This is a genomic window from Hydrogenophaga sp., from assembly GCF_018780385.1.
In the GTDB taxonomy this organism is placed as follows: domain Bacteria; phylum Pseudomonadota; class Gammaproteobacteria; order Burkholderiales; family Burkholderiaceae_C; genus Hydrogenophaga.
In genome coordinates this window covers 1-18,725 of record NZ_JADMJO010000131.1, presented here as the reverse complement: position 1 = coordinate 18,725, position 18,725 = coordinate 1, and the positions used below count along the sequence as shown (strand labels likewise).

Annotated in this window: 16 protein-coding genes; 5 read left to right on the top strand and 11 right to left on the bottom strand. The window is 66.2% G+C overall.

The window, feature by feature from the left end:
- Positions 1-145 precede the first annotated feature (145 nt).
- Positions 146-1,936 (top strand): acyl-CoA dehydrogenase, encoded by a 1,791-nt coding sequence (locus IV113_RS24295; RefSeq protein ID WP_291090729.1) that lies wholly within the window; start codon positions 146-148, stop codon positions 1,934-1,936.
- A 118-nt stretch (positions 1,937-2,054) separates the two neighbouring features.
- On the top strand, positions 2,055-3,035 hold the full coding sequence (locus IV113_RS24290) for a nitronate monooxygenase family protein (protein ID WP_291090728.1): 981 nt from the start codon (positions 2,055-2,057) through the stop codon (positions 3,033-3,035).
- 65 nt (positions 3,036-3,100) lie between these two features.
- On the opposite strand, the gene IV113_RS24285 is transcribed toward IV113_RS24290, so the two are convergent.
- The gene (locus IV113_RS24285; protein ID WP_291090726.1) at positions 3,101-3,670 is read right to left on the bottom strand and encodes a PEP-CTERM sorting domain-containing protein; all 570 of its coding nucleotides are present in this window, start codon (positions 3,668-3,670) and stop codon (positions 3,101-3,103) included.
- Between the two features lie 103 nt (positions 3,671-3,773).
- Positions 3,774-6,089, bottom strand: a complete 2,316-nt coding sequence (locus IV113_RS24280; RefSeq protein WP_291090724.1) for a PBP1A family penicillin-binding protein — start codon at positions 6,087-6,089, stop codon at positions 3,774-3,776.
- A gap of 126 nt (positions 6,090-6,215) precedes the next feature.
- On the opposite strand from IV113_RS24280, the gene creB reads away from it, so the two are divergent.
- The 3 genes from creB (at position 6,216) to creD (ending at position 9,790) form a co-directional block, all read left to right on the top strand.
- Positions 6,216-6,911, top strand: coding sequence for a two-component system response regulator CreB (creB, locus tag IV113_RS24275; RefSeq protein ID WP_291090722.1), 696 nt, complete (start codon positions 6,216-6,218; stop codon positions 6,909-6,911).
- 3 nt (positions 6,912-6,914) lie between these two features.
- Entirely contained in the window at positions 6,915-8,354 is a 1,440-nt protein-coding gene (creC, locus tag IV113_RS24270; RefSeq protein WP_291090721.1) for a two-component system sensor histidine kinase CreC, read from the top strand.
- Between the two features lie 95 nt (positions 8,355-8,449).
- The gene (creD, locus tag IV113_RS24265) at positions 8,450-9,790 is read left to right on the top strand and encodes a cell envelope integrity protein CreD (RefSeq protein ID WP_291090719.1); all 1,341 of its coding nucleotides are present in this window, start codon (positions 8,450-8,452) and stop codon (positions 9,788-9,790) included.
- On the opposite strand, the gene IV113_RS24260 is transcribed toward creD, so the two are convergent.
- From IV113_RS24260 to IV113_RS24220, 9 genes are all read right to left on the bottom strand, one after another.
- Positions 9,784-10,071, bottom strand: coding sequence for a DUF1330 domain-containing protein (locus tag IV113_RS24260; protein WP_291090718.1), 288 nt, complete (start codon positions 10,069-10,071; stop codon positions 9,784-9,786). The genes creD and IV113_RS24260 overlap by 7 nt on opposite strands.
- A 32-nt stretch (positions 10,072-10,103) precedes the next feature.
- On the bottom strand, positions 10,104-11,585 hold the full coding sequence (gene xylB, locus IV113_RS24255) for a xylulokinase (protein ID WP_291090716.1): 1,482 nt from the start codon (positions 11,583-11,585) through the stop codon (positions 10,104-10,106).
- A 3-nt stretch (positions 11,586-11,588) separates the two neighbouring features.
- A complete protein-coding gene (locus IV113_RS24250; protein WP_291090714.1) occupies positions 11,589-12,524 on the bottom strand; it encodes an AraC family transcriptional regulator in 936 nt (311 codons plus the stop codon).
- A gap of 4 nt (positions 12,525-12,528) precedes the next feature.
- A complete protein-coding gene (locus IV113_RS24245; protein ID WP_291090712.1) occupies positions 12,529-13,317 on the bottom strand; it encodes an L-iditol 2-dehydrogenase in 789 nt (262 codons plus the stop codon).
- Positions 13,314-14,726: a D-arabinitol 4-dehydrogenase gene (gene dalD / locus IV113_RS24240; protein ID WP_291090711.1), complete on the bottom strand. Its 1,413-nt coding sequence runs from the start codon at positions 14,724-14,726 to the stop codon at positions 13,314-13,316. Before dalD ends, IV113_RS24245 begins: the two co-directional genes overlap by 4 nt.
- Positions 14,727-14,757: 31 nt before the next feature.
- Complete coding sequence (locus tag IV113_RS24235; protein ID WP_291090710.1) at positions 14,758-15,804, bottom strand: ABC transporter ATP-binding protein; 1,047 nt, start codon at positions 15,802-15,804, stop codon at positions 14,758-14,760.
- A gap of 20 nt (positions 15,805-15,824) precedes the next feature.
- A complete protein-coding gene (locus IV113_RS24230) occupies positions 15,825-16,655 on the bottom strand; it encodes a carbohydrate ABC transporter permease (RefSeq protein ID WP_069045867.1) in 831 nt (276 codons plus the stop codon).
- Positions 16,656-16,664: 9 nt separating this feature from the next.
- Entirely contained in the window at positions 16,665-17,525 is an 861-nt protein-coding gene (locus IV113_RS24225) for a sugar ABC transporter permease (RefSeq protein ID WP_291090708.1), read from the bottom strand.
- A gap of 79 nt (positions 17,526-17,604) precedes the next feature.
- Positions 17,605-18,725 (bottom strand): sugar ABC transporter substrate-binding protein (locus tag IV113_RS24220; protein ID WP_291090706.1); only part of this gene is annotated, 1,121 nt, incomplete at its 5' end.

Here is an 18,725-nt window from a genome sequence, read left to right as displayed (position 1 = left end):
GGTGGCCGACTATGGCCTGGAGGCCGATCTCTTCGAGGCCGTGCCTGAGCTGATCAAGGCGCTCTGAGCCCTCTGAACAACACAAGGGCATCGTTCGCGATGCCCTTGTCGTATCTGCATCCGTGAATCCCGTGGAGACAACAGAATGAGTTACACCGCACCCCTTAAAGACATGCTGTTCGACATCGAACACCTGGCGCGCATCGACCAGGTCTCGCAGATGCCGGGCTTCGAAGACGCCGGCCTCGAAACCGCGCAAGCCGTGCTCGAAGAGTGCGCCAAGCTCAACGAAGGCGTGATCGCGCCGCTGAACTTCGACGGCGACAAGAATCCGTCGTCGTTCAAGGACGGCATCGTCACCACCACGCCGGGCTTCAAGGATGCGTTCAAGCAGTACGCCGAAGGCGGCTGGCAGGGCCTGCAGCATCCGGTGGACTTTGGTGGCCAGGGCCTGCCCAAGACCATCGGCGCGGCCTGCGGTGAAATCCTCAACAGCGCCAACATGAGCTTTGCGCTCTGCCCGCTGCTGACCGATGGCGCCATCGAGGCGCTGATCACCGCTGGCAGCGACGAGCTCAAGGCTGTCTACCTGGAGAAGCTGGTCAGCGGCCAGTGGACCGGCACCATGAACCTCACCGAGCCGCAGGCCGGCAGTGATCTGGCCGCTGTGCGCAGCCGCGCCGAACCGCAGCCCGACGGCAGCTACAAGGTGTTCGGCACCAAGATCTTCATCACCTACGGTGAGCACGACATGGCCGAGAACATCGTGCACCTCGTGTTGGCCCGCGTGACCGGAGCGCCCGAGGGCGTGAAGGGCATCAGCCTGTTCGTCGTGCCCAAGTTCATGGTCGGCAAAGATGGCGCACTGGGTGCGCGCAACGACGTGCACTGCGTGAGCATCGAGCACAAGATGGGCATCAAGGCCAGCCCGACCGCCGTGCTGCAGTACGGCGACCACGGTGGCGCCGTGGGCTACATCGTGGGCCAGGAAAACCGCGGCCTGGAGTACATGTTCATCATGATGAACGCTGCCCGCTACGCCGTGGGCGTGCAGGGCATCGCCATCGCCGAGCGCGCCTACCAGAAGGCGGTGGTCTACGCCAAAGACCGTGTGCAGAGCCGTCCGGTGGACGGCACGCTCTCGGCGGCCGCGCCCATCATTCACCACCCCGATGTGAAGCGCATGCTCATGACCATGCGCGCGTTCACCGAAGGCTGCCGCGCCATGGCTGCCGTGGCCGCGGCCGCGTATGACGCCGCGCACCACCACCCCGATGCCGACACGCGCAAGCAGAACGCCGCCTTCTACGAATTCCTGGTGCCGCTGGTCAAGGGCTACAGCACCGAGATGAGCCTGGAAGTCACCAGCCTGGGCGTGCAGGTGCACGGCGGCATGGGCTTCATCGAAGAAACCGGCGCGGCTCAGTACTACCGCGACGCCAAGATCCTCACCATCTACGAAGGCACCACGGCCATTCAGGCCAACGACCTCGTGGGCCGCAAGACCGCGCGCGACGGTGGCACCGGCGCCAAGGCGATTGCCGCGCAGATCGAGAAAACCGAAGCTGAACTCGCTCAGCGCGACAGCGCCAACGCCAAGGCCATGCACAAGCGCCTGAGGGCCGCGCGCGAGGCGTTTGTGGACGTGGTCGAGTTCATCGCCGCCAACACCCGCAGCAATCCCAACGCAGCGTTTGCCGGCAGCGTGCCTTACCTCATGCTCGCCGGCAACCTCATGGCGGGTTGGCAACTCGCGCGCTCACTGATGGTGGCCGAGGATCTGTCCGCCAAGGGACAGGACACGGCCTTCATGCAGGCCAAGATCATCACCGCGCGTTTCTACGCCGACCACATCCTCAGCCGTGCACCGGGCGTGCGCGACAGCATCGTGGACGGCGCCGAGGCCGTGACCGCACTGGCCATCGAATCGTTTTGATCCATCGCAACACATATCAGCCGTTCGGGCTGAGCTTGTCGAAGCCCTCGCCAACACCTGGGCAGGCCCTTCGACAGGCTCAGGGCGAACGGGCTTTTTCCTTTCACCCGGAGACAACATGACCGCACCCGCCCGCAGCTTGCCGCCCGTTCTCAAGAACATCAAGTTTCCCGTGATCGGCTCGCCGCTGTTCATCATCAGCAACCCCAAGCTCGTCATTGCCCAGTGCAAGGCCGGCGTGGTGGGTGCGATGCCCGCGCTCAACGCGCGCCCGGCTTCGCAGCTCGACGAATGGTTGGCCGAGATCACCGAGGCGCTGGCTGCGCACGACCAGGCGAACCCGGACAACAAGGCCGCGCCATTCGCCATCAACCAGATCGTGCACAAGAGCAACGACCGTCTGGAGCACGACATGCAGTTGTGCGCCAAGTACAAGGTGCCGATCATCATCACCAGCCTGGGCGCGCGCGAGGACGTGAACAAGGGGGTGCAGAGTTGGGGTGGCGTGGTGCTGCATGACGTGATCAACAACGTGTTCGCGCACAAGGCGATCGAAAAGGGCGCCGATGGCCTGATCCCGGTGGCGGCCGGTGCCGGCGGCCACGCCAGCGTGAAGAGCCCGTTTGCCATGGTGCAGGAAATCCGTGAATGGTTTGGTGGCCCGATCGCGCTCTCGGGCGCCATCGCCTCGGGCGGTGCTGTCCTGGCCGCACAGGCCATGGGTGCTGACTTTGCCTACATCGGCTCGGCTTTCATTGCCACCGAGGAAGCTCGCGCGGTGGATGGTTACAAGGAGATGATCACCTCGTCGAATTCCGACGACATCGTCTACAGCAATTTCTACACCGGCATTCACGGCAACTACCTCAAGGGCAGCATCCAGAAAGCCGGCATGGACCCGGACAACCTGCCGCAAAGCGACCCGACCAAGATGAACTTCTCCACCGGCGAAGGCGCCAACGCGGCCAAGGCCTGGAAGGACATCTGGGGCTGTGGCCAGGGCATTGGCGCCATCCGCGAGGTGGTGCCCGCGGCCGATCTGGTGGCGCGTTTCAAGCGGGAATACGCGGAAGCCAAAGCGCGCATCTGCGCGGGCTGATCAGATCTTCGTTCACGAAAAAGCCGGCTTCAGAGCCGGCTTTTTTCATGTGCAGGTCGCGTGGTTCAGACTCTGCGTCTTCTCGCCACACCCAGCATGGTCAGCGCCAGAGCCATCAAGGCCAGAGCGCCGGGCTCCGAGACGCTGTTGGCGAGGCCCGGTTCGTCGTCAAGCGTGAAAGACGTGAATTTGGCCGAGTTTCCGAAGAACGAGATCCTGACCCATTCGAGGTCTTCCCAGAGCGGGCCACTGTAGTCGTGGTTTTCAAAGCCTTCCTCGAAGACATCCACGCCACCACGATTCGAAGTGAGGGTCGCGCCGTTGGTCAGGTCGCGAATGCTGAAGCCCAGGAAGTCGAAGTTGGCGCCGGCCAGATCCAGCTGGATCAGCTGGCTGACGCCGGTGAAGTTCTTGAGATTCACCTCTGGAAAAAAGGTGACTTCATACAGGCCTTGAAGGGCTTGCAACCGGATGCCGTTCTGTGAAATGGTCTGCGAGGTGCCTGTGCCAAATCCCAGGCCGGTGAAATCTGAAAAATTGGTTGTCAACGGGGCGGCGTGACCGGACAACGCGAACGCCCATCCGAACAACACTGCGACACATCTCTGAACACTGAACATTGTTTTTCCTTCCATGTGAAAAATCATCTCTGCCAAAAACGGCAGGTGAATTGTAGTCACATGGTTTTACAAAAAGCGTATTCAGTTAATTCAAAAGAATTTGTTGCAATAACCGAATTCAGCGGGGGGACTCCCCACGCAGCCACGCGCCAAAGTTGCTCAAGGCCTCGCCGATGGCCGCACCTGGCGTCTGCGTGTACTGCACGCCCCCCACGTCAGAAATCTGCGCCACCGAGCCACTGTTCTGCCACTCGGCGTACATCCAGTCATCCGCCACGCGTACCAAGCCGTCGGGCACGGCGGGCGGCTGTGCCACCGGCGTGCCCTTGAGCGCCGCGCTCATGTAGTCAATCCAGATCGGCAGCGCGATGCGGCCTCCCGATTCGCCACCGCCCAGGCTGCGCGGCTTGTCGTAGCCCACCCACACGGCGGTGGCCAGGCTGGGCTGGTAGCCGGCGAACCAGGCGTCGACCGCATCGTTGGTGGTGCCCGTCTTGCCGTAGATGTCGGGCCGCTGGAGTGTGGCCTGCGCACGGGCTGCGGTGCCGCTGCGGGTCACTTCGTTGAGCAGGCTGGAGACCACGAAGGCGTTGCGCGCCGGAATGACGCGGCTGGCCTCGGCCAGTGGCTCGGGCGGGGGTGCTTCAAACAGCACCTTGCCCTGCGCATCGGTGATCTTCTCTACCACCACCGGCGCCACCTTCCAGCCGCCGTTGGCCAGCGTGGCGTAGGCCTGTGCCATCTGCAGCGGTGTCACGCTGCCGGTGCCCAGGGCCAGCGTGAGGTCGGCTGGCTGGCGCGCAGCGTCCAGGCCGAAGCGGGTGGTCCAGTCGCGCGCGACCTGGGTGCCGGTGTGCTGCAGCACCCTGACGCTGGCGATGTTGCTGGAGCGCGCGAGGGCCTCGCGCAGCGTGATGGGACCGGCGTACTGCCCGTTGCTGTTGGTGGGGCTCCAACCGTTCGAGGCGGTGAATGGCAAGTCGTCCACCAGGGTGCCCGGCATCACGCGCGCTTCGAGCGCGGCCGAGTACAGCAGCGGCTTGAGTGCCGAGCCGGGCTGCCGCCAGCCCTGGGTGACATGGTTGAACGGCTGCCGGGTGAAGTCGAACCCGCCCACCAGCGCGCGCACGCGGCCGGTGTGGCTGTCCATGGCCACCATCGCGGCTTCGGCCTCGGGCCATTGGGAGATGGCCCACGCCGCCTTGCCCTTGACTTTGCCCGCGCTCACCACCCGCACGATGGCGCCTCGCACGACCTTCAGCGGTGCCTTGGCCTTGGGGTCCAGCCCCTTTTGCGCCCAGCGCAGGCCCTCGCCTTGCAGGTTGATGCGCTCACCGCTGGCCAGTTGCACCTGCAGGGCTGTGGGGCTGGCCGCCAGCACGATGCCCACGCGCAGTGTTTCGTCGTCGCGGTGGTCCTTCAGGGCTTCGGCGGCTGCGCGTTCGACTTCCGATTCGGTGCCCGACGGAAGCGATTCGAGATCCTCGGGTCCGCGCCAGGCGCCGCGCCGATCAAAGGCCAGCACCCCGCGCTGCACCGCCGCGTGGGCCGCGCGCTGGTCGACTGCGCGCAACGAGGTGGTGACGCGCAAGCCGTTCGAATACGCCTCGGTGCCGAAGCGCTCCACCACCGCGCGGCGCGCCATTTCGGCCACGTGCGCGGCGTGCACGCTGCGCAAACCGGGTGTGCGGATATTGAGCTTCTCGGTGCGCGCGGCGGCCAGTTGAGCGTCGGTGATCGAGCCGGTGGCGCGCATGCGCTCCAACACCACACGCTGACGTTGCGTGGCGCGTTCGAAGTTGGCCACCGGGTTCGCGTAGTAGGGGTTCTGGGGCAGGCCGGCGAGCATGGCGGTCTCGGCCAGCGAGAGTTTGTCCAGTGGCTTGCCGAAATAGATTTGCGATGCGGCCGCAAAGCCGTAGGCACGTTGGCCCAGGAAAATCTCGTTGAGGTAGATCTCCAGGATGCGGTCCTTGGAGAGTTCGTCTTCCAGTTTGAGCGCCAGCCAGATTTCCTTGGCCTTGCGCTCGGCGGAGAACTCGCGCGTGAGCAGCATGGTGCGCACCAGCTGCTGCGTGATGGTGGAGGCACCCTGCTTGCGCCCACCGGTCACGGCCGCCACCAGCGCGCGCGCCATGCCCCGGGGATCCACGCCGTTGTGTTCACGAAAGCGCGCGTCTTCCACCGACAGCACGGCGTCCTGCAGCAGCTTGGGGGTGCGTGACAGCGGCAGGTATTCGCGGCGCTCGGTGCCGAACTGCGCGATCTCCACGCCATCGGCGGTGAACACCTGCAAGGGCAACTTGGGCTGGTACTTGACGATGCTGTCCAGCGGCGGCAGATCGAAGGGCGAGGCCTGCAGGGCAGGGGCCATGAAGGCAACGGGCACCACGGCCAGGGTGAGCGCGGTGCGGCGAAGGAAAGGCTTGAGCATGGGGGGAGATTGTCCCGGATCGGTGTGCGGTGCATGTGCAGGCTGTGCGTGAGGGTGGTAACCAGCTGTGTCCGACCCCGCAGGTAAGATGGCCGGCCGCCCCTGGCCCGCCCTGTGAAACCGCCCATGCGCAAGCGCATCCTGTTGCTGGAAGACGAACAAGCCATCGCGGACACCTTGCTCTACGCGTTGCAGAGCGAGGGCTTCGAGGTGCAGCATGTGCGTCTGGCCGGCCAGGCGCTCGAAGCGTTTCGCTCGCAGGCGCCCGACCTCGCGATTCTCGACGTGGGCGTGCCCGACGGCAACGGCTTCGATGTCTGCCGCGCCATCCGCAAGATCAGCGAAATGCCCATCGTGTTCCTCACCGCGCGTCACGAAGAAATCGACCGTGTGCTGGGCCTGGAGCTGGGGGCCGACGATTACGTGGTCAAGCCGTTTTCGCCGCGTGAGGTGTGCGCGCGGGTGCGTGCGATCCTGCGGCGCAGCGCTGCGCTTCCCGTGGCAGCTTTGCCGGAGAAGGCGTCGCAGGGCCCGATGCTGCAGCTCGATGAAGCCGCGCAGCGCATCAGCTGTGGCGGTGAATGGCTCGCGCTCACGCGTTACGAATTCCAGCTGCTCGCCACCCTGTTGCGGCGGCCCGAGCGCATCTTCTCGCGCGTCGAGCTGATGGATCTGGTCTGGGGCGGGGCGCTGGACACGTCGGACCGCACGGTGGATGCCCACGTGAAGCTGCTGCGCGCCAAGCTGCGTGCGCGCGGCGTGGAGGCCGAGTTGATCCAGACCCACCGCAACATGGGCTATTCGATCCGCTCGGTGGACTGACCCATGCGCATCGGTCTGCGGCTGCTGCTGGGGTTTTTCCTCATCCTGGGCGTGGCCCTGGTGGTGGTGCTCAACGTGTTCCTGCAGGAGGTCAAGCCCGGCACACGCCTGGCTATGGAAGACAGCCTGATCGACGCGGCCCATGCGTTTGCCCAGCTGGCCGCCGCCGACATGAAGGCCGGCACCATCGCCACCGGCGGCTTTGCGCAGGCGCTGCAGGCTTATCCGGGTGCGCAGCCCGGAGCGAGCATCTGGGGCTTTGAAAAGAACAGCGTCGACTACCGCATCACGATCACCGACGCGCTGGGCATCGTGCGCTTCGACACGCGCCAGGAGGCCGTGGGGCAGGATTTCTCGCGCTGGAACGACGTGCTGCGCACACTGCGCGGCCAGTACGGCGCGCGCTCCAGCCTGGCCAACCCGGACGATCCGAACAGCACGGTGATGCACGTGGCCGCACCCATCCGCGATGGTGATCACATCATCGGCGCGCTCACCGTGTCCCGGCCCAACCGCAGCCTGGAGCCCTACATCGAACGCAGCCAGCAGCGCATCCTGCGTTGGTCCTGGGCGCTGCTGGGGCTGTCGCTGTTGATGGGTGTGTTGCTGAGCTGGTGGATGGCGAGTTCACTCTCGCGCCTGAGGGGCTATGCCAACGCGGTGGCCAGCGGCGAGCGGGTGGCCCTGCCGCGCTTCGGGCGCCTGAGCGGCAACACCGAATTCAACGATCTGGCGCAGGCCGTGGAGCGCATGCGCGTGAGGCTCGAAGACAAGGCCTATGTCGAGAACTACGTGCACACGCTCACGCACGAACTCAAAAGCCCGCTGGCCGCGATCCGGGGCGCGGCCGAGTTGCTGGAGGAAGACCTGCCCGAGCCGGACCGACAGCGCTTCGCCGGCAACATCCAGCGCCAGACCGAACGCCTGCGCCAGCTGATCGACAAGCTGCTGCGCCTGGCCGATGTGGAGCAGATGCGCTCACTGAGCAAGCTGGAGCGCGTGGACCTGAGCGCCTTGACGCGAGACCTGCTGCAACGCGCCGAGCCCCGTCTGCGCTTGAAAGGATTGCGCGTGCGCGACGAGTTGGGCCACGGTGAATCGGTGCGCGGTGATCCCTTCCTGCTCGGTCAGGCGCTGCAGAACCTGCTGGACAACGCGATCGAGTTTTCACCGGAGCAGGGTGAGCTGTGGCTGCGGCTGGTGAAGGAGGGGGACGCGCTCGTGTGGTCGGTGCGCGACCAGGGCCCTGGGGTGCCCGACTACGCGCAGGCGCACATCTTCGAACGCTTTTACTCATTGCCCCGCGGCGATGCGCAAGAGAAGAGTTCGGGCCTGGGCCTGTGTCTGGTGAAGGAAGTGAGCGACCTGCATCACGGAGAGGTCCAGGTCGGCAACGTGAGCGACCCGCCCGGTTGTCTGGCGAGCTTGCGCCTGCCGCTCTGAACCGTTTCACATTCACTGCACAAAACGCCGTGGCACTGCACGGCCGCTGCACACCCGCTTGAGAGACTGGCGCGGTCCCCACCACGGAGCCCGCCTTGAACAAACACCCCTTGCTGAGCAAGTTGCTCGTCATCTTCTCCCTGATGCTGCTGCTGTCGATCCCGTTGCTGATGGTGTTCGACACGATCCAGGAGCGCAGTGCCTACCGCGCCGAGGCCGCCACCGAGGTGGCGCGCGCCCATGCCGGCGCGCAGACCATCACCGGCCCGGTGCTCCATGTGCCGTACACCGAAACCTTCACGCGCACCGTGCCGGTGGAGGGTGGCCGCGGCGAGACGCGCGAGGAGCGGGTCACACAGGCGCATGTGGCCTTGCGCTTTCCCACCCGCCTGGACACGCGCAGCCAGCTCGATACACAAACCCGCTGGCGCGGCATCTTCCCGGTCACGGTCTACACCAGCACCCACCAGAGCACTGGCCGCTTCGTGTGGAGCGGTGTGGAGCCGGTGGAAAAAAACGGCCAGATCACCCTCGGGCAACCGCGCATGATCCTGGGCGTGAGTGATCTGCGTGGCCTGCTCAGGGCACCGCAGCTCACCGTGGCGGGCCAGGCCGTGACCATGGCGCCATCACCCGCGGCGCAGAAACTGCCGCTGCCCCTGGCAGCTTCGGTGGATGTGGCGCTGCTCAAGCCCGGCGCCGCGTTCGACATCAGCCTCAACGTGGAGCTCGCCGGCACCGGGCGTATTGGCTGGGTGCCGCTGGCCGACGAGAACAGCGTGAGCCTGCGATCCAGCTGGCCACATCCCAACTTCGGTGGTGATTTTTTGCCGCGCACGCGCAACGTGAGCGAGCAGGGGTTTGACGCCACCTGGAGCGTGCCTTCGTTGTCCACCCAGGCGCAGCAGCAGTTCGCGCAGCAGGGTGAGCTGCGCTCCGCGCCGGACAGTTTCTCGGTGTCGCTGGACAACCCGGTGGACGTGTACCGCCTGACCGAGCGCGCCACCAAGTACGCGCTGATGTTCATCGTGCTCACCTTCGCCGCCTTCTTCGTGCTGGAGATGGTCAAGCGCTGGCGCATCCACCCCATGCAGTACCTCATGATCGGCGCGGCGCTGGTTCTGTTTTTCCTGCTGCTGCTCTCACTCGCGGAGCACCTCGATTTCGCCTGGGCGTATGGGCTGGCGAGCGCTGCCTGCATCGGGCTGCTGACGCATTACCTGCGCCATGTGCTGGGCGGCTGGCGGCCCGGCCTGGGCATGAGCGCCATGCTGGTGGCGCTGTACGGTGTGCTCTACGGCATCCTGGTCTCGGAGGACAACGCCTTGATGATGGGTTCGCTGCTGCTCTTCGGCGTGCTCGCGGCCATCATGGTGGTCACCCGCAAGGTGGACTGGTACAGCGTGATGGGCTCACCTGCGCAGCCTTCTCAATGACCTTCGATGGCGAACAGCGTGCCGGTGGAAGCGCTCTGGCGGATCTTGATCAGGCGCTGATAGTCGGGCGAGGTGTAGAAGGCCTGCAGGTGCGCCATGTCGGGGAACTCCAGGATCACCTGGCGGTGCGGCACGCCGCTGCCTTCGAGCACCGTGACCGCGCCGCCGCGCACCAGGTAGCGCCCGCCGTGTGCGGCGATCAGCGCGGGCACGTCGCGCCGGTATTCCTCATAAAGGGCGGGGTCGGTGATCTCAACATTGCCGTAGATGTAGGCGGGCATGGTGTCTCCTGTGGTGTGGGTGTCCCTGGAGCTTAAGGTCTGCTGGTCGGTTGCAGGAACTGCGGCAGCAGTGCCGTGTACAGCGCCTGGAAGCGCAGGTGCCGATCGCGCAGGGCTGCGTGCGCAGCGGCATCGGGCTCGAAGCTCCGGGTCACCGCGGGCGTGGTGCACACCGCATCCACCGAACCGCCGCAGGCCAGCCAGGCCAGGCGCGCCGCACCCAGCGCCGCGCCGATCTCGCCACCGGCGTGCACGCGCAGCGTGAGACCCAGCGTGTCCGCCAGCAGCTGTGCCCACCATGCGTCGCGCGCGCCGCCGCCCACCAGCGAGAGCGCTTGCAGCGGCGGCTCGGTGGCGCTCAGGGTCTGCAGGCCATCGCGCAGGCCGAAGCCCACGCCCTCGGCCACCGCATAGGCGAGCGCCTCGCGGCCGTGTGTGGCCGACATGCCGAACCAGACCCCGCTGGCCAGCGGCTGGTTGTGCGGCGTGCGCTCGCCGCTCAGGTACGGCAGGAACAACGGGGCGGTGGCGCGCGCGGCCGGCGTGAGGCGCGCGGCGGCGGCGAACAGCGCGGCTTCGTTCTCGAACGCCAGCGTTCTGGTGGCCCAGCTCACCGCGCTGGCCGCGCTCAGCATCACGGACATCTGGTGCCAGCGCCCCGGTAGTGCGTGGCAGAAGGCGTGCAGCGCGCGCTGCGGGTTGGGCTGGAAGTGGTCGCCGCTGACGAAGACCACGCCCGAAGTTCCGAGCGAGACAAAACCTTCGCCCGGCCGCACCAGGCCCATGCCGACCGCGCTGGCCGCGTTGTCGCCCGCGCCACCGGCCACCGGTACGCGCGCCGGCAGGCCCCAGCGCGCGCAGAGTTCGGGGGTGAGGTAGGCCGAGACTTCGCTGCCTTCCACCAGGCGCGGCATGTGCTCGCGCGTGAGGCCGCAGGCTTCGAGCAGGGCTTCGGACCAGTCGCGCCGCGCGCAGTCCAGCCACAGCGTGCCCGCCGCGTCCGACATCTCGCTCACCGCTTCGCCGGTGAGTTGCAGGCGCAACCAGTCCTTGGGCAACAGCACGCTGCGCACCTGGGCGAATGTGCCGGGCTCGTGCTCGCGCACCCACAGCAGTTTCGGCGCGGTGAAGCCGGGCATGGCGAGGTTGCCGGTGATGCGGGCCAGTTCGGGCACGGAGGCGCTGAGCTGCTCGCATTGCGCGCCGCTGCGCCCGTCGTTCCACAGGATGGCCGGGCGCAGCACGGTGTTGTGTTCATCGAGCAGCACTGCGCCGTGCATCTGGCCCGACAGGCCCACGCCCTGCAGTCGGGCGAGCGCGGCGGGATGGGCCTGCTGCAACTGCGCCATGACGTCTTCGAGTGCGTGCCACCAGTCGGCCGGCGCCTGCTCGGCCCACAGAGGCTGGGGCCGCTGCACCGTCAGCGCTGAACGCGCGGTGGCGATCACCTCATGGGTGTCGGTGAGCAGCAGGGCTTTGAGTTCGGACGTGCCGAGGTCCAGACCGAGGAACATGAATCAGTTCGAACCACGAAAGCGGGTCAAAGACTGGCGGCGGAATTCAGACGGCGTCATGCCCTTGATTTCGAGGAATCGGCGGTTGAAGTTGGCCACGTTGTTGAAGCCCACCTCGTAGCAGATGTGGGTGATCTGCTGGTCGGTGTCCATCAGCAGCTGGCAGGCGCGGCTGATGCGCACGCGGTTGACGAAGTCGGTGAAGGTGTTGCCAGTGGCACGGCGAAAGAAACGGCTGAAGCGGCTTTCACTCATGCCCAGTTCGTTCGCCAGTGCAGCGGCCGAGTGCGGCTCGGCCAGGTGGTCGGTGATGCGGCTGACCACGGCGTCGATCTGGTCGAGCGAGGCGGGGTCGTCGTCACTCTGCAGTTGCACGCTGGAGAGCAGGCGGTAGTCGGTGCAGGCGGCCAGGTCGGCCAGGAACGCGCAGAAGGCGGTGAAGCGGCGCAGCCCGCGCGTGCCCTTGACCTTGTGCCAGTGCGCCTCGGCCACGTCGGACAGGCCGAAGAATTCGATGCCGTGTTTGGCGCGTTCCAGCAGCGGCAGCACGTCGCCGAGTTCGGGAATGGTTTCGCTCGCGCGCACCAGCGGCTCGTGCGAGAACTGGATCACCAGGTCACGCAGCGCCACGCCGCCTTCGGGCAGGTCCATGCTGACCCAGTTGTGCGGCAGGCGCGGGCCGGTGAGCACCAGCTGGCCGGGTTGGAACGGGCCGATCCAGTCGCCCACGAACAGCTTGCCCGAGGTGGCGGTGATCAGGTGCAGTTCGTACTCGTCGTGGTAATGCCAGCGCGCCAGCGGCGTGGGAAAACCGTGTGAGAGGCAGCGCACGAAGCCGACCTCGGCGGGTGACTCGTAACCCAGGTCGGGCGAGCGCGCGTACTCGTGTTCCAGCTCGGGTTTGAGCTGGCGTGGAGTGGCGTGCGTCTTGACAGTCATGTTTTCAGTTCATGACGTTACCACCGTCGACGTTGAGTGTCTGCGCGGTGATGTACGACGCCTCGTCGCTGGCCAGGAAAACGGCGGCGCCGCAGATGTCGCCCGGCTCGCCCATGTGGCCCAGCGGCACGGCCTTGCCGACCTGGATCTGTTTCTCGCCCAATGGCAGGTTTTCGTATTTCGCGAACAGGGCATCGACGTTCTTCCACATCGGCGTGGCGATCACGCCCGGCGAGATGCCGTTGACCCGGATGCCGTGCGGCGCCATCGCCAGCGCCGCGCTCTGGGTGTAGCTGATCACGGCGGCCTTGCTCGCGCAGTAGTGCGACACCAGCGCCTCGCCGCGCCGTCCGGCTTGCGAAGCCATGTTGATGACCGCGCCGCCCGCCACCTGCTGCGCCACCATGTGGGCCAGCACCTTCTGCATGACGAAGAAGGCGCCTTTGACGTTGACCGCGAAGATCCTGTCGTACATGGCTTCGGTGCTCTCCAGCAGCGGCGCCATGTCGAAGATGGCGGCGTTGTTGAAGAGCGTGGTGATGGGGCCGAAGCGCGCTGTGGCCGCGTTGATCAGCGCATCGACCTGAGTGCCCTGCGTCACGTCGGTCGGCACGTATTGCAGGATGTCCGGGTAGGCCTTGAGGAGCCGGGTCAGCTCGGGTGTGGGCTTGGCGCCGATGTCGGCCACGGTGCAGCGCGCGCCCTGTTGCAGGTAGGCGGCGACCACGGCCAGGCCGATGCCGCCCGCCGCGCCGGTCAGCAGCGCGTGTTTGTTGCTCAGACGCAGGGTCATGGCGTTGTCTCCGAGACGAAATGTTGAACGCGCAGGCTGGCTTCGCGCAGCGCCGCGACGAGGCGCGGGTCGCCGGCGAGCTCGTGCCACAGGGTGGGGTCGGCGGCGAAGGCGGCCACCGCGTCGGGCGCCTCGCAGATCGCGTGGGCGGCGGTCGGGTCCATGGCCTGGTCCTGGTAGTCGTAGGGAATCTGCCCGCGGTGCCAGCGCTCAAGGTAAGCCAGGAAGAGGGCGGGCAGCAGGGCCACGCTGCGGATGGATTCACCGCGCGCGAGCCGCTCGCGAATGGTGGGCGCGATCATGCCGGGGATCTTGGCGAACCCGTCCATGGCCACGCGCTGGTTGGTGTCGGCAATGGCCGGGTTGCCAAAGCGGTCGAGCACCACGTCGCGGTAGGCGGCCAGGTCCAACGGGCTGGGCTGCAGCACGGGGATGGCGTCGTCGGTGACGTAGTCAAACGCCATGCGGCGGATGGCGGGGTCGTGCGTGCCTTCGTGGATGAAGCGGTAGCCCGCGAGCGTGCCGGCCCAGGCGATGCAGCTGTGCGTGGCGTTGAGCAGGCGGATCTTGGCTTCTTCGTGCGCCGCCACCGAGTCCACCAGCTCCACGCCCACGCGTGCCCAGTCGGGGCGGCCGTTGATGAAGTGGTCCTCGATCACCCACTGGATGAAGCTCTCGCCCATGACCGGTGCGCGGTCGTTCCAGCCGGTGGCCGCGCGCACGCGCTCGGCCACGTCGGGTGTGGGGCGCGGCGTGATGCGGTCGACCATGGCGTTGGGGCTGGTGGTGTGCGTCAGCACCCAGTCGCGCAGCGCGGTGTCGTCCAGGGCTTCGATGAATTGCAGCAAGCCGCTGCGCGAGCGCTCGCCGTTGTGGCGCAGGTTGTCGCAGTTGAGCAGGGTCACGGCGCCAGCGCCGGCCTGCATTCGCGCGCGCAACAAGGTGGTGAGTGCGCCAAAGATGGTGTGTCCGGCGTGTCCCTCGCGCACGGCTTCGAGGTCGTCACGCAGGTCGGCGAAGCCGGCCCAGTCGAGCCGGTCCTGCGCGTCGAGGTAGTAGCCGGCCTCGGTGACGGTGAAGGAGATGATGCGCGTGGCCGGGTCGGCGCTCAAGGCAACCAAGGGCGCCAGATCTGGCTGGTAGGGCAGCACCAGGGCGATGGAGCCGATCCGCGTGTAGCTGCGCTCGCCCTGCGGCGTGACGGTCTCCAGCGTGTAGTGCCCATTCTGGGCTTGCAGGGCTGCGATGGTCTCGGCCATGTCGGGGCGCAGGTTGCCACCGGCAATGGCCCAGCGCGTGTCGCCCAGCTCGCGCAGCTGGTGCAGGTAGAGCGCCTGATGGGCGCGGTGGAACGAACCCAGCCCCAGGTGCAGGATGGTGAATTCGGCGGCAGACGTGGGCGTGCTCATGAAGGCTTTGAAGGATCGGGAACGGGAGGGGTCAGGCAGTGGCTTGCGAGGGCACGATGTGGCCGGCAGCGTCGAACCAGTGGGCGTGGCCGGTCACCACGTCCAGCGTCACCGTGTCACCGGGCGAGAGGCTGGTGCGTTCGCTCTGGCGCGCCACCAGGTGAGCGCCTTCGCCGGTGCTCACGTAAAGCAGGGTCTCGGCGCCGAGCGCTTCGATGAGGTCGACCTGGCCCTTGACGAGGCCCTGACCGTCCTGGCGCACCACCACGTTTTCGGGCCGCAGGCCCACGGCACCGCCAGCGGCCGCAGGAGGGCACAGCTGCCGCACCTGCGGCGGCCAGTGCGCGGCGGGCACCACGTTCATCTGCGGCGTGCCGATGAACTGCGCCACGAACTGGTTGGCCGGGTGGTCGTAGAGCTCCAGTGGCGTGCCCACCTGCTCGATCTGGCCGTCGCGCAACACCACCACACGGTCGGCCAGCGTCATCGCCTCCACCTGGTCGTGCGTCACGTAGACGGTGGTGGCACCCAGGTCGCGGTGCAGCTTGGCAATCTCCACGCGGGTCTGGCCGCGCAGCGCGGCGTCCAGGTTGGACAAGGGCTCATCGAACAAGAAGACCTTGGGCGCGCGCACGATGGCGCGGCCGATGGCCACCCGCTGGCGCTGCCCGCCCGAGAGCTCCTTGGGCGTGCGCTGCAGGTAGGGCGTGAGGTTGAGGATGTCGGCCGCGCGCTTGACCTTGTCGTCGATCACCTTGGGGTCGACCTTGGCGAGTTTGAGCGCGAAGCTCATGTTTTCGAACACGCTCATGTGCGGGTAGAGCGCGTAGCTCTGGAACACCATGGCCAGGTCGCGTTTGCTGGAGGGCTGGTGCGTGATGTCGCGGCCCTCCAGGCTGAGCGTGCCACCGTCGATGTGCTCCAGCCCGGCGATGAGGCGCAGCAGCGTGGACTTGCCGCAGCCCGACGGTCCGACGAAGACGATGAATTCGCCCGGCTGGATGTTGAGGTCGATGCCCTTGATGGCGCGGTGTTCACCGAAGAATTTTTCGATGCCCTTGAGTTCCAGGTAAGCCATGGTTCGTGTCCTGAAGAGGTTTACTTGACCGCGCCGAAGGTGAGGCCCTGAACGAGTTGTTTCTGACTGAACCAGCCGAACACCACGATGGGCGCAATGGCCATGAGCGAGGCGGCGGAGAGCTTGGCCCAGAACAGACCTTCGGGGCTGGAGTAGCTGGCGATCAGCGTGGCCAGCGTGCCGGCCTGGGCCGAACTCAGGTTCAGGCTCCAGAAGGCTTCGTTCCAGCTCAGCACCAGGCACAGCAGGCCGGTGGAGGCGAAGGTGCCCAGCGACAGCGGCAGCAACACCTTGGTGGCTTCCTGCCAGAGCGTGGCGCCGTCCATGCGCGCGGCCTCCAGGATCTCGTTGGGAATTTCCTTGAAGCCCGAATACAGCATCCACACCATGATGGGCAGGTTGGACAGCGTGAACACGATGATGAGACCGAGCTGCGTGTCGAGCAGGTGGCTCTTTTGCGCCAGCACGTAGATGGGCACCAGCGCGCCCACGGCCGGCATCATCTTGGTGGAGAGCATCCACATCAGGATGTCCTTGTCGTACTTGCCCTTGAAGAAGGCCATGGCGTAGGCGGCCGGCGCGGCAATGGCCAGACCGAGCAGGGTCGACACCACACTGGTGACCACCGAGTTCCAGGCGTAGTGCAAGTAGTCGCTGCGCTCCTGCACCTCGTGGAAGTTTTCCAGCGTGGGCTTGAAGAACAGCTCGGGCGGGATCGCGATGGCCTGCAGCTCGGTCTTGAACGCGGTGAGCAGCAGCCAGCCCAGCGGAAAGAACAGCAGCAGGGCCACGGCCCAGGCGGCAACGGTGCGCACCGCGTAGGCGGGCGTGAAGGTGGATTCGCGTGCCATGGGGTGATCTCACTTGTCCAGATTTTTTCCGACCATGCGGATCAGGAAGATCGCCGCGATGTTGGCCAGCACCACCGCGAACAGCGCACCGGCCGAGGCCACGCCGGCGTCGAAATTGAGCAGCGCCTGCTTGAAGATCAGGAAGGCAACATTGGTGCTGGCATCCCCCGGGCCGCCGCCGGTGGTGGTGTAGATCTCGGCGAACACGCTGAGCAGGAAGATCATCTCGATCATCACGACCACGGCCACCGAGCGGCCCAGGTGCGGGATGTAGAGGTAGCGCAGTTGCTGAAGGTACGTGGCGCCGTCCATGCGCGCGGCTTCGAGCTGTTCGCGGTTCATGCTCTGCAGCGAGGTCATGAAGATCAGCGTGGCAAAGGGCAGCCACTGCCACGAGACCATGACGATGATGGAGAACAGCGGGTGGTCGGTGAGCCAGTCCACCGGGGTGGCGCCGAAGAAGGCCCACACCTGCGCGAGCACGCCGTAGATGGGGTTCATCATCATGTTCTTCCACAGCAGCGCATTCACCGTGGGCATGACGAAGAAGGGCGAGATCAACAGCACGCGCACCAGGCCACGGCCGGCGAAGGGTTCGTTGATCAGCAGGGCGATGGCCACGCCGAAGCCCACGGTGATCAGGATCACGCTGCCCAGCAGCAGCAGGGTGTTGAGCACCGCCGTGCCGAACGAGGCGTCGGTGACGAAGTACTCGAAGTTCTCCAGCCCGGCAAAGCCGGTCACATCCGGTTGCATCAGGTTGTAGCGGATCAGGCTGAAGTAGATCGTCATCACCAGCGGCACGATCATCCAGAGGAAGAGCGTGGCGATGGCGGGGGTGAGCAGCAGGCGGGGGAGCAGGCGGTTCATGGTGAGACCCTGGAGAACGGCTGGATGGTCCAACGCCCTCTCCCGCTGGCGGGAGAGGGTTGGGGTGAGGGTTCCCCGCTTACTTGTAGTAGCCCGCTTTCTTCATCTCGCGCTCGGCCGCCACCTGCGAAGCCTTCAGCGCCGCGTCCACCGTGGTCTTGCCGGCCAGCGCCGCGCTCATCTGCTGACCCACCGCAATGCCGATCGCCTGGAACTCGGGAATGGCCGCGAACTGGACGCCCACGTACGGGCTCTTGGGCAGGGTCGAGTCGGTCGGGTTGGCCGAGTCGATGGCCATCTTCTCCGCCGCTGCGAAGCGCGCGGCCTTCTGGAACTCGGGCGAGGCGTAGGTGCTCTTGCGGGTGCCGGTGGGCACGTTGGCCCAGCCATTGGTCTTGGCCACGAGCTGGATGTAGTCCTTGCTGGTCGCCCAGGTGATGAACTTCTGCGCCGCGTCCACTTTCTGCGAACCGGCCGGGATGGCCAGGTTCCACGACCACAGCCAGTTCGCGCCCTTCGGGGTCACGGCGGTGGGGGCTTGCGCAAAGGCCATCTGGTCAGCCACCTTGGACTGTTTGGGATCGCTCACGAACGAGGCGGCGATGGTCGCGTCGATCCACATGCCGCACTTGCCCGAGTTGGTCAGCGCCAGGATCTCGTTGAAGCTGTTGGCCGACGAGCCGGGCGGGCCGTAGTTCTTCAGCAGGTCCACGTAGAACGTGATCGCGTCCTTCCAGGGCTTGCTCTCCAACTGCGGCTTCCATTGCATGTCGAACCACTGGCCACCGTGCGTGTTGACCAGGGTGGTCAGAAAGGCCATGTTGTCGCCCCAGCCCGGCTTGCCGCGCAGGCAGATGCCGTACACGCCGTTCTTGGGGTCGTGGATCTTGGCCGCGAGGTCTTTCACCTGCACCCAGGTCGGGCGCTCGGGCACCTGCACGCCGGCCTTGTCGGCCAGGTCCTTGCGGTACATCAGCATCGAGCTCTCGCCATAAAACGGCGCGGCAAACAGCTTGCCGTCGATCGACAGGCCACTGCGGATGGCCGGCAGCAGGTCGTCCACGTCGTAGGCGCCGTCGGTCTTCAAGGCCTGCAGCCAGCCCTTCTTGCCCCAGATCGGCGCCTCATACATGCCGATGGTCATCACGTCGAACTGGCCGCCCTTGGTGGCGATGTCGGTGGTGACGCGCTGGCGCAGCA

What these genes read in the sequence shown, in the direction of transcription:
- IV113_RS24295 (WP_291090729.1), top strand. Translation starts at nt 146, where the DNA reads ATGAGTTACACCGCACCCCTTAAAGACATGCTGTTCGACATCGAACAC.
- IV113_RS24290 (WP_291090728.1), top strand. Translation starts at nt 2,055, where the DNA reads ATGACCGCACCCGCCCGCAGCTTGCCGCCCGTTCTCAAGAACATCAAG.
- IV113_RS24285 (WP_291090726.1), bottom strand. Translation starts at nt 3,670, where the DNA reads ATGGAAGGAAAAACAATGTTCAGTGTTCAGAGATGTGTCGCAGTGTTG.
- IV113_RS24280 (WP_291090724.1), bottom strand. Translation starts at nt 6,089, where the DNA reads ATGCTCAAGCCTTTCCTTCGCCGCACCGCGCTCACCCTGGCCGTGGTG.
- creB (WP_291090722.1), top strand. Translation starts at nt 6,216, where the DNA reads ATGCGCAAGCGCATCCTGTTGCTGGAAGACGAACAAGCCATCGCGGAC.
- creC (WP_291090721.1), top strand. Translation starts at nt 6,915, where the DNA reads ATGCGCATCGGTCTGCGGCTGCTGCTGGGGTTTTTCCTCATCCTGGGC.
- IV113_RS24260 (WP_291090718.1), bottom strand. Translation starts at nt 10,071, where the DNA reads ATGCCCGCCTACATCTACGGCAATGTTGAGATCACCGACCCCGCCCTT.
- xylB (WP_291090716.1), bottom strand. Translation starts at nt 11,585, where the DNA reads ATGTTCCTCGGTCTGGACCTCGGCACGTCCGAACTCAAAGCCCTGCTG.
- IV113_RS24250 (WP_291090714.1), bottom strand. Translation starts at nt 12,524, where the DNA reads ATGACTGTCAAGACGCACGCCACTCCACGCCAGCTCAAACCCGAGCTG.
- IV113_RS24245 (WP_291090712.1), bottom strand. Translation starts at nt 13,317, where the DNA reads ATGACCCTGCGTCTGAGCAACAAACACGCGCTGCTGACCGGCGCGGCG.
- dalD (WP_291090711.1), bottom strand. Translation starts at nt 14,726, where the DNA reads ATGAGCACGCCCACGTCTGCCGCCGAATTCACCATCCTGCACCTGGGG.
- IV113_RS24235 (WP_291090710.1), bottom strand. Translation starts at nt 15,804, where the DNA reads ATGGCTTACCTGGAACTCAAGGGCATCGAAAAATTCTTCGGTGAACAC.
- IV113_RS24230 (WP_069045867.1), bottom strand. Translation starts at nt 16,655, where the DNA reads ATGGCACGCGAATCCACCTTCACGCCCGCCTACGCGGTGCGCACCGTT.
- IV113_RS24225 (WP_291090708.1), bottom strand. Translation starts at nt 17,525, where the DNA reads ATGAACCGCCTGCTCCCCCGCCTGCTGCTCACCCCCGCCATCGCCACG.